Here is a 15970-nt window from a genome sequence, read left to right on the forward strand (position 1 = left end):
TCCATCAGGCGTCCGTCGTATGCGCGACGAGATGCGGCGAGTCCTTTTGCGCGACGTGAATCTTGCCGCCCGCCAACGTACGCAGCACCACGTAGAACACCGGCGTCAGCATCAGGCCGAACAGCGTCACACCCAGCATCCCGAAGAACACGGCCACACCCATCGCGTGACGCATTTCCGACCCCGCGCCGCTCGACACCACCAGCGGCACCACACCCATGATGAACGCGATCGACGTCATCAGAATCGGCCGCAAACGCATCCGGCTCGCTTCGATGGCGGCCTGCAGCGGCGTGCGTCCGTCGTGCTCCAGCTCACGCGCAAATTCGACGATCAGAATCGCGTTCTTCGACGCCAGCCCCACCAGCACCATCAAGCCGATCTGCGTGAAGATGTTGTTGTCGCCCTGCGTGAGCCACACACCCGCGAGCGCCGACAGCACGCTCATCGGCACGATCAGGATCACCGCAAGCGGCAGCGTCAGGCTTTCATACAGCGCAGCGAGCACGAGGAACACGAGCAGCACGCTGATCGGGAACACCCACAGACCCGCGTTCCCCGCGATGATCTGCTGATACGTCAGGTCGGTCCATTCGAGCTTCACGCCCTTCGGCAACACTTGCGCCGCGATGCGCTCGGCCGCTGCCTGCGCTTCACCCGACGAGAAGCCGGGCGCCGGGCCGCCGTTGATGTCGGCCGCCGTGTAGCCGTTGTAGCGCACCACCATTTCCGGACCATACGTCGGCGTCACCGTCACCAGCGACGACAACGGCACCATGTCGCCATTCGCGTTGCGCGTCTTCAGTTGCAGGATGTCGTCGGCCTGCTGACGATACGGCGCATCCGCCTGCACACGCACCTGGTACACGCGGCCGAAACGGTTGAAGTCGTTCACGTACAGCGAGCCGAGATACACCTGCATCGTGCTGAACACGTCCGTCACGGGCACGCCCAACTGCTTCGCCTTCACACGGTCGAGATCGACGTTCACCTGCGGCACGTTGATCTGGTAGCTCGAGAACGTCGGGCCGAGTTCGGGCGTCGTTGCAGCCTTCTTGACGAACGCTTCCGTCGCCTTGTTCAGTTCTGTGTAACCGACTGCGCCGTGGTCCTCCAGCTGCATCTTGAAGCCGCCGAGCGTACCGAGACCGAGCACGGGCGGCGGCGGGAACACGGCGACAAACGAGTCCTTGATCGCGCTGTACTGCTGGTTCAGCGCGCCCGCAATCGCACCCGCCGACAGCGCCTTGCCCTTGCGGTCATGGAACGGCTTGAGCGTGACGAACACGATGCCCGCACTGGAACTGTTCGTGAAGCCGTTCACCGACAGACCCGGGAACGCCACCGCGCTTTCCACGCCAGGCTGCTTCAGCGCGATGGCGCCCATGTCGCGGATCACCTTCTCGGTACGATCGAGCGATGCGCCATTAGGCAACTGCGCAAACGCGATCAGATACTCCTTGTCCTGCGCCGGCACGAAGCCGCCCGGCACGATACGCGACACGAGCACCGTCAGGCCCAGCAGCACCGCATACACGACGAGCATCGCACCCTTGCGCTTGAGCACGCCGTTCACGCCGCGCCCATAGCTTTCCGAGCCGCGATGGAACACCTTGTTGAAGCCCCTGAAGAACGGGCCCAACACGCGGTTCATCGCGCGCGTCAGCCAGTCTTCCTTCGCGTCGTGGCCGCGCAGCAGCAGCGCCGACAACGCGGGCGACAGCGTGAGCGAGTTGAACGCCGAGATCACCGTCGAGATCGCGATGGTCATCGCGAACTGCTTGTAGAACTGGCCCGTCAGACCCGTCATGAACGCGAGCGGCACGAACACGGCGACCAGCGTCAGCGCGATGGCGATAATCGGCCCGCTCACTTCCTGCATGGCCTTGTAGGTCGCATCTCTCGCACTCAAACCGCTTTCGATGTTCCGCTCGACGTTCTCCACCACCACGATCGCATCGTCGACCACGATACCGATGGCCAGCACCATGCCGAACAACGACAGCGCGTTGATCGAGAAACCAAAGGCGAGCAGCAACGAGAACGTACCGACAATCGACACAGGCACCGCAATCAACGGAATGATCGACGCGCGCCACGTTTGCAGGAACACGATCACCACGATCACGACGAGCGCAATCGCTTCGAGCAGCGTGTGCACGACGGCCTCGATACTCGAACGCACGAACTGCGTCGGGTCATAGACGATCTTGTACTCGACGCCAGCCGGGAAGTCGGCGGCGAGTTCTTTCATCGTCGCGCGCACTTCGTCGGAAATCTGCAGCGAGTTTGCACCCGGCGACTGGTTAATCGCCATCGCGACGGCCGGCTTGTTGTCGAGCAGCGAACGCAGGCCGTATTCCGAGGCCGCGAGTTCGACACGCGCGATATCCTTCAGATACGTTACGGCGCCGTCGGGCGCAGTCTTGACGACGATGTCGCCGAACTCGGCTTCTGTTTTCAGACGGCCGCGCGCATTCACCGACAGTTGCAGCGGCGTGCCCGGCACGGAAGGCGATGCACCGATCACACCCGCCGCGACCTGAATGTTCTGCTCGCGGATCGCATTGACGACTTCCATCGCCGTCAGATTGCGTTGCGCGACCTTTGCGGGGTCGAGCCACACGCGCATCGCGTAGTCGCCCGCGCCCCACAACTGCACCTGCCCGACGCCCTTGATCCGTTCAAGACGGTCCTTCACGTTGAGCAGCGCGTAGTTGCGCAGATACGTCATGTCGTAACGGTCGTTCGGCGAGATCAGATGCACGACCATCGTCAGCGTCGGCGAACTCTTGATCGTCGTCACGCCGAGACGCTGCACGTCTTCCGGCAGACGCGGCAATGCCTGATTCACGCGGTTCTGCACGAGCTGCGTTGCGAGATCGGGATTCGTGCCGAGCTTGAACGTGACCGTCAAGGTCAAATTGCCGTCGCTATTCGCTTGCGACTGCATGTACAGCATGTTCTCGACGCCGTTGATCTGCTCTTCGAGCGGCGACGCAACGGCCTCGGCGATCACCTTCGGGTTCGCGCCCGGATATTGCGCGTGCACCACCACGGAAGGCGGCACCACTTCGGGGTATTCGGAGATCGGCAGCTGGAACACCGCGATCAGCCCCCCGAGCAGAATCAGGACCGATAGCACGCCAGCGAAGATCGGCCGGTCGATGAAGAATTTGGATATGTTCATGTAAAGCTCTTGATATTGGAGCGCTTACGTCTCGTGCGCATGCATCGAAGGATTGCGTGTGTGCGTGGACCGATCACGAATCCTTGCGCGCCTTCGTGCGCGGCTGCGCCTGTGCCTGCGTTTGCGTACCCGTTTGCGTACCCTTTTGTGCTTGCGGTTCGGCGTGCTTCTGCTTCGCTCCGTCTAGCTGCGCCTGCTTGTCCGCCTGCGCGTCGTCGGCAACGGGCGCACCGCTCGCGTCGCCGTCGCCCATCGGCACCATGTGCGCGCGGACCTGCGCGCCCGGACGCACGCGCTGCGTGCCGTTCACGACGATGCGGTCGCCTGCGTGCAAGCCGCTCTTCACGACGCGCAGATTGCCTTGCAGGTCGCCAGGCTGGATCTCGCGGTACGCGACGTGATCGTCCTTGTCGACCACGAACACGAACTTCTTGTCCTGGTCGGTGCCGATTGCGGCGTCGTCGATCAGCAGCGCGCCATGCGGCTCGCTGCCGCCCACTTTCACGCGTGCATAGAGACCCGGCACCAGCGCGCCGTCTGCGTTGTCGAAGCGCGCGCGCACGCGGATCGTGCCCGACGACGTATCGAGACGGTTATCGACCGACTGGATCGTGCCCTTGCGCGAATAGCCCGTTTCATTCGCCAGGCCCAGTTCGACGGGCACCTTGCTGTCGCCCTTCACCTGGCTGATGTACTGCAGGTACGTCTGCTCGTCGGCGTCGAACTCGGCGTAGATCGGCGAGACGGACACGAGCGTGGTCAGCGGCGCAGCGCTTGCGCCCGCGTTCACGACGTTGCCGAGCGTGATTTCCGCGCGCGACACGCGGCCCGCCACGGGCGCGACGATCTTCGTATAGCCGAGATTGATCTGCGCGGCTTCGAGCGCGGCCTGCGCAGCCTTCACGTTCGCGCTCGCCTCGCGCGCGGCGTTCTGCTTCTCGTCGTAATCGCGCTTTGCGATTGCGCTATCGCCGATCAGCCGTTGCGCGCGCTCCCAGTCGCTTTGCGCGTAACCCGCGCGCGACTGCGCCGCTGCCAGTTGCGCGGCGGCACGGTCGACTTCCGCCTGATACGGACGCGGATCGATGACGAACAGCACGTCGCCCTTCTTCACGAGCGCGCCGTCCTGGAAGTTCACGGACACGATCGTGCCAGACACGAGCGGCCGTACATCGACCTTTTCTACAGCCTGAAGACGGCCCGAATAGCTCTGCCAGTCGGTGATGGTCTTCTGGATGACAGTGGCGACATCGACTTCCGGCACGATGGTCGGCGCGGACTGCGCCGGCGAGCGCGCGTCGACGCGAATCGCGCCAAACGTGCCGAGGCCCGCAATGACAAGCACCGCTAGCGCCGCAACCGCCAGCTTCGAACGCGAGAGAGGAAAAACAGACATGACAGACTCCGGATTTAGTTAATAGAAGTTTGTTTATCGGAGTGCGCGCTCATCGAAGCGCCACTGAAAGAATCGGACCGCCTCGAGCAACGCCGCCGGATGATGGGCCAGCGCCGCGTGCGACACGCTTGGGTAACGGACCACCTGCGTTTGCACGCCCGCATCGATCAGATTGCTGGCGTACTTCTCCGCTTCGACGTGCAGCACGTCGTTTTGCGCGGTGGCAATCAGCGTCGCGGGCAAGCCGGCGAGCCGCACCGACTCGAGCGGCGCCGCATACGGATGGATGCGTTGCGCTGCCTGCGGCAGATACGCGCGATAACAGGCCGCGCATTCGCTCGCCGTGATGTCGGAGCTCAAACGCTTCTCGTCGCCAAGACGCGTGAGGCTCGGATCGAGCATCGGTCCGAACAAAGCCTGCGCATCGATCCGCACATCCCCGCGATCGCGGCCGATGAACGCAAGGCAATTGGCCAGCGAGCCACCCGCATCGTGGCCCGCTACGCCGATTTTTTTCGTATTGCCGCCGAACGCCCGTGCGCGAGTCTGCACCCACAGCGCGGCGCGGTGCGCATCTTCGGGCGCGGCGGGAAACGGAAACTGCGGCGCGAGCGAATAGCCGACGGAAACGACGAGGGCCGGCGTGTGCTGCGCGAAATAGCGCGCGGCGTAATCGGCTTCCTCGATCGAGCCGCGTACGAAACCGCCGCCGTGAAAATAGAGCAGGATCGGCAGGCCGTTTTTGGCGGCGGCTCGCCGGTAAAGGCGCAATGTGATGTCCTGTGCGTAACCTTCGATCCGCACGTCGGTGACGTCGAGCGACGCGGCGTTATCCCCGAGGCTCGCGCCGGACGGGACAAAGGTGTGACGCGGGTTGAATGCATCCATGTCGGAACAGCGCAATGCGCGAAGCTATCGAATGGTGCGAATTGTGGGACCAGCAGACTTCCAAATAAATGCCTATAATCCGGCAACACAATTCGGTGCACCTGAACAATCGAATGACTTTATTCGGCGCCTTAGCCAATCGTTAAATGGCTGATGCGGCTGCTTCAACAGTGCTCCGGCTCTTTCGGAGGTTTGCAATGGACCGGCTCCAGGCCATGCAAGTGTTCACCCGGGTCGTCGACACCAATAGCTTCACCCGGGCTGCGGAAACGCTCGATCTACCCCGCGCTTCCGTCACGACGATCATCCAGAATCTCGAAGCGTTTCTCGGCACACGCCTCTTGCATCGCACGACACGCCGTCTGTCGCTGACACCGGACGGCGCCGCGTACTACGAGCGTTGCGTGCGCATTCTCGCGGACGTCGAAGAGACGGAAGCGAGTTTCCAGAGCGGCAACAAGAAGCCAAATGGGAAGCTGCGCGTCGACATGCCGGGATCGATCGGACGTCTGCTCGTGATTCCCGCGCTGTGCGAATTCCACACGAAGTACCCGGATATCGATCTGCAACTCGGCTTGTCTGACCGCCCGGTCGATCTTCTGCAGGAAGGCGTCGATTGCGTGGTGCGGGTCGGCGCGCTGCAGGATTCGTCATTGGTCGCACGCAGAATAGGGTTATTCGAAGGCGTGACGTGCGGGGCGCCCGCGTATATCGAACGCGCGGGTATTCCTCAGACGCTCGAAGATCTCGAACAGCACAAGGCAGTGAATTATTTTTCGAGCCGCACGGGCCGCATCATGGACTGGTCGTTTCTCGTCGACGGCAAGGAAGTCGAGGTGAAAATGAAGGGCGTGGTGTCCGTCAACGACGCGGACGCTTACGTGACATGCGGCCTCGAAGGCTTCGGCCTGATCCAGCCGCCGCTCTTCATGGTGCTGCCGCATCTGCGTTCGGGCCAGCTCGTCGAAGTGCTGCCCGACCTGAAGCCCCTGCCGATGCCGATCTCCGCGGTGTATCCGCATAGCCGGCATCTGTCGTCCAAAGTGCGCGTCTTTGTCGACTGGATTGCGGAGATATTCGATCGCTGCCCGCTGCTGAGCGGCCGCGCAAGCCTCGACAAGACCTGCACGCAACGCACGTTCGAACAGAAAGAGGCAGCCCCGGAGTTCAAGACGCCTGTGATGTCGGAGTGGGTCGCCTAGGCTGCCAGGCCTTTACTTAAGGGACGATCGCGGCCGCGCGCCGCGATTGTTCTGAAATTGCGACAATTCATTTCATGAAAGCCGGGTTTATCGCCCGCGCGTCAAAGCCTACATTTCACCCTGTCGCAACGCCGGACCAGATCGGCGAAGCAAATGAATTAGACGATAGGAGTGAATCATGAAACGCAATCTGCTGGCAGGTCTTGCTCTCTCGCTGCTCGTCAGCGCACCGGCATTTGCCGGCGGCGGCGGTGGCATCGGCCGCGCAGGATCGTATAACGATCAATGGTGGCAACGCTCCGCTGACGCATCGGCACCGAAGTCGCGTGCAGAAGTGCGCGCGGAAGTGAACGACGCGTATCGCGACGGCACGCTGCCTTCGTTGAACAAGACCTCGTACCCCGAACAGGGCCTGATTGGCCGCACGCAAGCCGAGCGCCTCGAAGTGCAAAGCGACCACAGCGTGCGCCTCGCGCGCGGCCAGTAATCGTCATTTAATTTTGAGTAGCAGGAGTCGAACATGAGCCCATCGGAACTCGATGACTGGGCCTCGGACATCCCCGTCTGGACGCCCTATCGCTCGCACTAAACGTGCGCTAAAAGAAAGTGAAGTGTGTGTGCTGCGCTCAATCGCATGAAAGCGATTGAGCGCTTTGCATTGGTGCGGATCTAACGTTCTGCGCTGCGCGATCAGCGTTGCGGCACGCCGTTGCGCCATTCACCCCAATGCGAAACGATGTCCTGAACGAGTGGATTGCCCGCGCGGTACAGGTTCTCCAGCGCGATAGTGAAGCCACCTTGCGCGGCATAGTTGAGCAGGTTGTCGGCGCTCGTCTGTCCATCATAAGGCCGGTCGAAATCCGAACCCGCGCGCAATACCGCCACGCGATTCAAATCGACGCGATGCACGCTTGCTGCGCGCTTCAACGCTTCATACGTTGAATTGTCTTCCTGCTGCGTCGTGCAGTAGACGCCCTTGCCGTCCGTGAGAATCTTGGTCCAGTCGCGCGCGCGTTCGCCCAGCTTCGTACCGGACCACCACGTGTCGCCCGCCAGCGTGTCGCACTGAATGACGGTCGGCGCACGATTGGCGGGCGCATAGCTGTATTTGGCACGCGCCGCTTGCGCCTGCGCGTTGTCAGATAGCACGACATTGCGCGATAACGCAAAAGCCGTTTCGGCGAGGCGTGGATTCAGTTGAAACACTTCCGTGCGGTAATCGAGCGGCGGCTTCTCCGAAGGGCTTTTCGTATTGATGCCGAGATAGCCGGTGTTCCAGCCCGGCGGAATTTCGCGTCCGTCGATTTCCCATTGAATGCCGAAATCGACAAGATACCTGGCCCACGCAGCGGAGCCGACCGTACCTTGAATCGGATCGATGCCCGCAATGCCCGCCACCATGAAGTACGTATGGCGCAAGTCGAAACGCGACGAGAATGCGAGCGCCATGGTCGACGCGGCGGCATTCGTGTGGCCCATACCCGTCGTCATCACGCAGATGTCCTGCCGGTTGCAATGAATAGCCGGATAGTCCGGCGAAAGCCCCGCAACGGGAATGTCCTGCCACGGCCCGAGTTTATCGAGCCATACCTGCCCTTCCGGTCCGAACATCGAAATAATCATCACCTTGACGGGGCGGCCGTGCGATTCGCCGTAGCCTTGCGCAAAGCCGTCGTCCTGCGCATTCGCCAATGGCGAGACTGCCGTGCATGCGGCCAGTGCCAGAGCCGTCAATGCGCCTACCGTGCGAGTTACCATGACAAGTCCTTTCTTTAAGCTCGTTAAAGGATTGGGAATGGAATGCATGCCCTCGCGTAACAGGGCGGAGCTAAGTATAGGCGGCGTCGAATTGTTTTCCATTAGCTAATTCCACTTGTCATTTCGAATAGCCGATACGCATAAATCGAAAAAGAACTGCACTACGAAAAGTGCGTCAGAAAACGAAAAGGCCCGCGAACGTTGCATCGAGTGCATCATTCGCGGGCCGTGAATCATATATCGAGGTTTAATCGAGGGACGCCTCGGTTCTCACTCGCGGCACATCCGGCTCGAAAAACACCCACCGCACTTGCGGAAATTTTGCCTGCAAATCGGCTTCGACGATATTGATCGCATCGACCATTGCGCGGCCGCTGTCGTAGTCGATCATCTCGGCCTGCACGGCAACGACCACATGACGGCCCCACTGCAGTGTGATCAAATTGATGATGCTGCGTATCTCCTTGCGCGTGCGCAAATGCGCTTCGATTGCACGCCGCACTTCCGGGCTCGCGGATTCGCCGATGATCATCGATTTGACTTCCCGCCCGACCATCGACGCAATCACCATCAGCAACACACCTACGCCGATGGAACCCCACGCGTCAAACTCGGGATTGCCTGTGATCATCGTCATCAGCACCGCGACAAAGGCAATCGCAAGGCCGAGCAGCGCGGCCACGTCTTCGCCCGTGACGACGAGCAATTCCGATTCGCGTGTTTCGCGAAACCATCGCCACATCGACTTGTCCGGGTTGGTCTTGCGGATTTCGCGGATCGCACCCATCAGCGAAAAGGTTTCGAGCACCACCGAAACACCCAGCACGCCTAGCGCGATATACGCATGCGACAACGGCTCATGCGCCATCAGACGATGCACGCCCTCATAAACGGAAAACACGCCACCGACAAAGAACAGCAGCAGCGCCACAATCAGCGAATAGAAATAGATGACCCGCCCCGCGCCGAGCGGATGCAACGGGCTCGCGGGACGGCGCGCCTGCTTGAGGCCGAACAGCAGCAAAACCTGGTTGCCGCAATCGGCCGTCGAGTGAATCGCCTCGGCGAACATCGAGCCGGAACCCGTGAATGCAGCGGCCGCGAACTTGCAAACTGCTATGCCGAGGTTCGCCGCCAGCGCGTAAAAAATGGCCTTCGGTGATTCTTCTTTCATAGGCTCTTCAATTTTCTCTTGACGCAATTGAGGTGGGAAAGAATCAAACGACTTCGACACGCGGCGCGCCTCCGTGCAATTCACCGATCACCACTGCGCGATCAAATCCGTCCGCGCGGAAGATCGCGAGCACCTCGTCGACGGCATTGGGCGCGCACGACACCAGCAGGCCGCCCGATGTCTGCGGATCGGTCAGCAACGCGCGTGCCGTGTCGGGCAACGACTCCGCGAGACGTATGTCGTCGCCATACGAAGCCCAGTTGCGGCCCGACGCGCCCGTGATGACGCCCGCCGCCGCAAACGCTTCGGCGCCTGCGATCCACGGCAGATCCGCGTAGCGCACACGCGCAGTCAGTTGCGCGCCGCGTGCGAGTTCCAGCGTATGACCAAGCAGGCCGAAGCCCGTCACGTCCGTCATCGCATGCACGCCTTCGAGTGCAGCCAGGTCGGTGCCCGGGCGGTTGAGCTTCGTGGTGGCCGCGATCATCGCGGCATAGCCTGCCGCGTCGAGCTGATTCTTCTTGAGCGCCGCCGACAGCACGCCGACGCCGAGCGGCTTGCCGAGCACGAGCACGTCGCCGGCTTGCGCGGACGCGTTGCGCTTCACGCGCTGCGGATGCACGACACCGAGCGCGGCAAGTCCGTAGATCGGCTCGACGGAGTCGATCGAGTGGCCGCCCGCGACAGGAATGCCCGCCTGTGCGCAGACATCCTCGCCACCGCGCAGCACGGCCGCGATCACATCGTGCGGCAACACGTTGATCGGCATGCCGACCAGCGCGAGCGCGAGGATCGGCTTGCCGCCCATTGCATAGACATCGGACAGCGCGTTGGTCGCGGCGATGCGGCCGAAGTCGTAAGGATCGTCGACGATCGGCATGAAGAAGTCGGTGGTCGCGATGATCGCCTGTTCGTCGTTCAGGCGATACACGGCGGCGTCATCCGAGGTTTCGGTGCCGACCAGCAGGTCCGGAAACAACGGCATCGGCACGCTGCGCTTCAAAAGATCGGACAGCACGCCCGGCGCGATCTTGCAGCCGCAGCCGCCGCCATGAGACAGGCTGGTGAGTCGGGGCACGTTGGAACTGACAGCGGATTCGGTCATGATGATGAAGTGTCGGAGGATCGATAACGGCTATTATCCGGCAATCCGCGAAAGCGCTGTCCAACCGGTCGCGCAAAGAGAAACGCGCCGTCGTCTGTGTGTGACGACGGCGCGTTGCGTCGAAGACAGCCGTGCCTGGTTAGCGGCGTTCGAGTGTCGCCATCTCCCGCACGATCACGAGCAGCATCGACAGGCTCGCGCCGCCCGCCGCGCGCAAGTCCGTCAGCAGTTGCGCATAGCGCGCGAGCGCGTTCTCGCGTTTTGCGCGCCACGCATCGACTACCCCTTCCGCGGTCGTCGCCTCGGGCGCTTCCGTGAGCGCGCTCGTCGTCAGCACGCGCTTGAGTCGTGCAAGCTCGGCGAGCGCGGCGGCCCGCGCCATCACGTCCCAATGCGTCGAGGTGGGCAGCGCCTCGGCGCGCTCGCCGATCCACCCGTAATTCAACTGCGTGCCCAACGCGAAGTACACGCCCGCGACGAGTTCGAGCCCGCGCCCGGTGGTCGCCGACACTTCCGCGATATCGAGCAGCGCAGCCGGTATGTCGCCGCTCGCGACGCGCACCGCCAGTTCGCTGTCCACGCCTGCATCGACGAGCACCCGCTGCCGCTCGGACAAGGCTTCGAGTTCCGCGCCGGGCAACAGCATCGGCAATTGCGGTGCGAGCCGTTGCGCCGCGTCGCGACAGCGCGCAATCAGTTCCGTCACGCCGCCGTCCTTCACTTCGCCCGACTGCAGGTGCCGCAAGAACCACAACGCAGCGCGCTCCAGCAGTTTCGTGATCTCGACGAACATGCGCGCCTGCACATCGTCGGCGACGCGGTTGTCGAGCGCGTCGATATTGCGCCACACCTCGTTCAGATCGAACACGTCGCGCGCAATCATGCACGCACGCACGATATCGCCCGGCTTGCCGTCGGTCTCTTCCATCATCCGGTGCACGAACGCACAGCCGACGCGATTCACCAGCGCGTTGGTCAGATGCGTCGCCAGAATCTCGCGGCGCAGCGGATGGCGATGCATCGGCTCGCTGAAACGCTGGCGCAGCGGCTTCGGGAAGTACTCGGTCAGCATGCCCGCCACCAGCGGATCTTCCGGCACGTCGGTTTCGAGCAGTGCATCGTAGAGCCACATCTTGCTGTACGCGAGCAGCACCGCGCGTTCGGGCGAAGTCAAACCCTGTCTGGCGGCGAGACGTTCGTTGATCTCGTCTTCGGACGGCAAAAACTCGATCACGCGATTCAAACGGCCCGCGCGTTCGAGATAGCGCATCAGCCGCATTTCGGCGTCGAACAGTTCGGCCGCATAGCGGCCTCCAATCGACAACGCCTGCGTTTGATAGTAGTTGTCCTGCAACACGAGCAGGCCCACTTCCTCCGTCATCTCCGCGAGCAATGCATTGCGCTGCTTGTCCGTCATCTCGCCATCCGCGACCACGAGGCCGAGCAGAATCTTGATGTTCACTTCGTGGTCGGAGCAGTCGACGCCCGCGGAATTGTCGATTGCATCCGTATTCAGGCGGCCGCCGCGTTGCGCGAACTCGATGCGCCCGAGTTGCGTGAGGCCCAGATTGCCGCCTTCCGCGACCACCTTGCAACGCAGATCGCAGCCGTTCACGCGCACCGCGTCGTTGGCCTTGTCGCCGACCTGCGCATGCGTTTCGCGGCTCGCCTTCACATAGGTGCCGATGCCGCCGTTGTACAGCAGATCGACGGGCGCCTGAAGGATCGCGCGCACCAGTTCAGACGGCGCGAGCGCGGCAGCCGTGATGCCGAGCATCGATTGCACGGCCTGCGAAAGCGGAATCGTCTTCGCAGTGCGCGCAAACACGCCGCCGCCTTGCGAGATCAGCGCGGGATCGTAATCGGCCCAGCTCGAACGGTCCAGATTGAAGAGCCGTTGACGTTCGGCGAAGCTCGTCGCGGGATCGGGATTCGGATCGAGGAACACATGCCGGTGATCGAACGCAGCGATCAGGCGGATATGCTGCGACAGCAGCATGCCGTTGCCGAACACGTCGCCCGACATGTCGCCGACGCCGACCACGGTGAAGTCCATGGTTTGCGTGTCGACACCCATTTCGCGGAAGTGGCGCTTCACCGACTCCCACGCGCCGCGCGCGGTGATGCCCATTTTCTTGTGGTCGTAGCCGACCGAGCCGCCCGATGCGAATGCGTCGTCGAGCCAGAAACCGTATTCCCGCGAGATCGCGTTCGCGTAGTCGGAGAACGTGGCCGTGCCCTTGTCGGCAGCAACGACGAGATAGGGGTCGTCGGGATCGTGCCGCACGACGTCGGGCGGCGGCACGATCTGGCCGCCCACGCGGTTATCGGTGAGATCGAGCAGCCCGCGCAGGAACGTCTGGTAGCACGCGACGCCCTCGCGCATCCAGGATTCGCGATCGGTCGGCGGCGGCGGATTCTTCACGACGAAGCCGCCCTTCGATCCCACCGGCACGATCACGACGTTCTTCACCATCTGCGCCTTCATGAGACCGAGCACTTCCGTGCGGAAATCCTCGCGACGATCGGACCAGCGCAAGCCGCCGCGCGCAACACGCCCGCCGCGCAGATGCACGCCTTCGACCCGCGGCGAATACACCCATATTTCGAACATCGGTTTCGGCTCGGGCAGGCCCGGCACTTTCGCGGGATCGAACTTGAACGACAGATAAGGCTTCGGCTTGCCGCCCTCGTCGCGCCGGTAGTAGTTGGTGCGCTGCGTCGCGTTGATCACGCCGAGGAACTGCCGCAGGATGCGGTCCTCGTCGAGATTCGGCACTTCGTCGAGTGCGCCTTCGATCGTCTTCAGCAGCCGCTCGACACGCGTCTCGCGTGTCGTGGCGGGCGCCGGATCGGACCGCGCGATGAACAGTTCGACCAGCATGCGCGCGATGGCGGGATTGCCCGTCAATGCACGCTCGATATACGCGTCGCTGAACGTCGAGCCCACTTGCCGCAGATACTTCGCGTAGGCCCGCAAGATGATCACCTCGCGTGCGCTCAGTTGCGCGCGCAGCACGAGGCGATTGAAATTGTCGTCTTCGATATCGCCCGTCCAGACGCGCTCGAATGCATCTTCGAACAGGCCTTTCACGCGCTCGATGTCGAACTCGGTGTCGTCGGCCAGTTCGAGGCCGAAGTCGTGAATCCATGCGGGCGCGGCACCCGGCGCCTCGATCAGGTAAGGCCGCTCTTCGTCGACGCGCACGCCCAGATGTTCGAGCATCGGCAGGCTGCGCGACAGCGCGATCGGCTCCCCAACGCGATACACCTTGAAGCGGAACGCGCGCGGCCCCGCTTCGATGGGCCGGTACAGGTTCATCGCGATCTGCTCGGTGCCCTGCACGCGCTCGATCAGCTCGATATCGCGCACCGCCGTGCGCGCCGGATAGTCGTCGCGATAGCCGGCCGGAAACGAATCCGCATAGTGCTGCAACAGGCGGTTGCCCTGCTCTTCGCCGAACGCGTCGAGCAATGCATCGGCAAGATCGTCCTGCCAGCGGCGCGACACCTGGATGAGACGCTGTTCGAGTTCGCGCGTATCGACGTCCGCCATCGCGCCCGGCTCCGCATGCACCACGAAATGAATGCGCGCGAGCGTCGACTCGGACAGGAGCGGCGTGAACTCGACGTTCGTGCCGTTGAACGCGCTCATCAGCAGCCTGGCGATCCGCCGGCGCAAGTCGGTGTTGTACTTATCGCGCGGGACGAATGCGAGGCACGATACGAAGCGGTCGAAGCGGTCGCGCCGCACGAACATCCGCGTGCGCTGATGCTCCTGCAAGCGCAGCACGCCCATCGCCGTTTCGTAAAGCTCGCTCTCGTCGGCCTGGAAGAGTTCATCGCGTGGATACGTTTCCAGTACCGTCACCAGCGATTTGCCGAGATGCCCCTTCGGCAGAAAGCCCGCACGCCGCACGATGTTCGCGCATTTGCGGCGCACGATGGGAATCTCCGTCGCCGATGTCGTATAAGCCGTCGACGTATACAGCCCGATAAAGCGCCGCTCGCCGTTGATCTTGCCGTCCGGGCCGACCAGCTTCACGCCGACATAGTCGAGGTAGCCGGGCCGATGCACCGTCGCGCGCGAATTGGCCTTGGTCAGAAAGATAGGCGTCGCGCCCGCGATGATATCGGCAGCGGCGGCCGGCAACGGTGTCACTTCAGAGGTGCCCTGAGGCCGCATCGATTCGCGCAGGATGCCGAGGCCCGAGCCCGGCACGCCACGCAAGCCGTATTGGCCGTCATGCGTGACGAGTTCGTAATCGCGCTGTCCGAGAAACGTGAAGTGGTCCGCGACCATCCATTCGACGAACGCGCGCGCTTCGACGCCCTCCGGGCTCGTCTCGCGCGCAGCCATGTCGCGGATCGTCGTGCGCGCTATGTCGACGATCTTCGGCCAGTCTTCGACGGCGGCGCGCACATCGCCCAATACCTTCGCGATCTCGTTGCGTAAGGCGTCGAGCTTCGCGGCATCGCCGCAGCGGTCCACTTCGAAATGAATGAACGACGCGAGTTGCGAATGGCCGTCGTCGCTCGACGCACCGCCGGGCGCGATACGTTCGATGCCGCCGTCCTTGCCGCGCCATATGCGGAATACGGGGTGCAACACGGAATGCAGCGACAGACCGAGACGATTGACGGCCATTGAAACCGAGTCCACCAGAAACGGCATGTCGTCATTGACGATCTCGATGACGGTGTGATCCGAGTGCCAGCCGTGCTGTTCGAGAATCGGGTTGTAGACGCGCAAACGTTCGCTGCCCGGCACGAAGCGTTGCGCCGTTTGCCAATGCGCCATCGCGGCGCCGTAGAGATCGGCGATGCCGCGGCTTTGCAGATCGTCGGCATCGGCGAAGTCGTAGTAGTGACGCAGGAATGGCTCGACAGCTGCGAAAGCGGGCTCGGGCAATCGTCCTCGCGCGAATTCGACGACATCGTTGAGCAGATGGGCAACGGCTTCTTCGTTCTTCGCTTGCATGACGTCCTCCGCGACGGGCGACAATCGAGTGCATAGACTGAAGCGCATTATGCACCCGTTGAGCCGAAACGGATTGTGCATGCGCACATCGCGCATGCTTGCTCGCGGCTGTGACATAAGCGTGTCGATTGAAGCTATGGATAGCGGATCGGGCGCTTCGATGCCCGATGAAAAATGCTCCGCTCTGTTGGCTAACCATCACAGGCCAGGGTTCTTCTTATTAGCTTATGTAGCACTGATGCGTTAGGCTTTTATGGTCCGCAATAAAGCAATAGA

Annotated in this window: 9 protein-coding genes; 2 read left to right on the forward strand and 7 right to left on the reverse strand. The window is 62.5% G+C overall.

What is annotated here, in order from left to right; all coding sequences use genetic code 11:
- Positions 1-4 precede the first annotated feature (4 nt).
- The 3 genes from C2L66_RS26335 to C2L66_RS26345 form a co-directional block, all read right to left on the reverse strand.
- Positions 5-3190, reverse strand: a complete 3186-nt coding sequence (locus tag C2L66_RS26335) for an efflux RND transporter permease subunit (RefSeq protein ID WP_054933762.1) — start codon at positions 3188-3190, stop codon at positions 5-7.
- A 73-nt stretch (positions 3191-3263) separates the two neighbouring features.
- Positions 3264-4586, reverse strand: coding sequence for an efflux RND transporter periplasmic adaptor subunit (locus C2L66_RS26340; protein WP_060605538.1), 1323 nt, complete (start codon positions 4584-4586; stop codon positions 3264-3266).
- A 33-nt stretch (positions 4587-4619) separates the two neighbouring features.
- The gene (locus C2L66_RS26345; RefSeq protein WP_054933760.1) at positions 4620-5474 is read right to left on the reverse strand and encodes an alpha/beta hydrolase; all 855 of its coding nucleotides are present in this window, start codon (positions 5472-5474) and stop codon (positions 4620-4622) included.
- Between the two features lie 197 nt (positions 5475-5671).
- Here C2L66_RS26345 and C2L66_RS26350 point away from each other — a divergent pair, with 197 nt between their 5' ends.
- Positions 5672-6676, forward strand: coding sequence for a LysR family transcriptional regulator (locus C2L66_RS26350; RefSeq protein ID WP_060605535.1), 1005 nt, complete (start codon positions 5672-5674; stop codon positions 6674-6676).
- Between the two features lie 178 nt (positions 6677-6854).
- A complete protein-coding gene (locus tag C2L66_RS26355; protein WP_060605530.1) occupies positions 6855-7163 on the forward strand; it encodes a DUF4148 domain-containing protein in 309 nt (102 codons plus the stop codon).
- A 203-nt stretch (positions 7164-7366) separates the two neighbouring features.
- Here the strand turns inward: C2L66_RS26355 and C2L66_RS26360 are convergent, their stop codons facing one another.
- The 4 genes from C2L66_RS26360 to C2L66_RS26375 form a co-directional block, all read right to left on the reverse strand.
- On the reverse strand, positions 7367-8434 hold the full coding sequence (locus C2L66_RS26360) for a purine-nucleoside phosphorylase (RefSeq protein ID WP_060605526.1): 1068 nt from the start codon (positions 8432-8434) through the stop codon (positions 7367-7369).
- Positions 8435-8681: 247 nt separating this feature from the next.
- Positions 8682-9608, reverse strand: coding sequence for a cation diffusion facilitator family transporter (locus C2L66_RS26365; RefSeq protein WP_054933757.1), 927 nt, complete (start codon positions 9606-9608; stop codon positions 8682-8684).
- A 43-nt stretch (positions 9609-9651) separates the two neighbouring features.
- Positions 9652-10713: a selenide, water dikinase SelD gene (selD, locus tag C2L66_RS26370; RefSeq protein WP_060605522.1), complete on the reverse strand. Its 1062-nt coding sequence runs from the start codon at positions 10711-10713 to the stop codon at positions 9652-9654.
- A 139-nt stretch (positions 10714-10852) separates the two neighbouring features.
- Entirely contained in the window at positions 10853-15694 is a 4842-nt protein-coding gene (locus C2L66_RS26375; protein ID WP_060607155.1) for an NAD-glutamate dehydrogenase, read from the reverse strand.
- Positions 15695-15970: the final 276 nt, after the last annotated feature.

The organism is Paraburkholderia caribensis (assembly GCF_002902945.1).
In the GTDB taxonomy this organism is placed as follows: domain Bacteria; phylum Pseudomonadota; class Gammaproteobacteria; order Burkholderiales; family Burkholderiaceae; genus Paraburkholderia; species Paraburkholderia caribensis.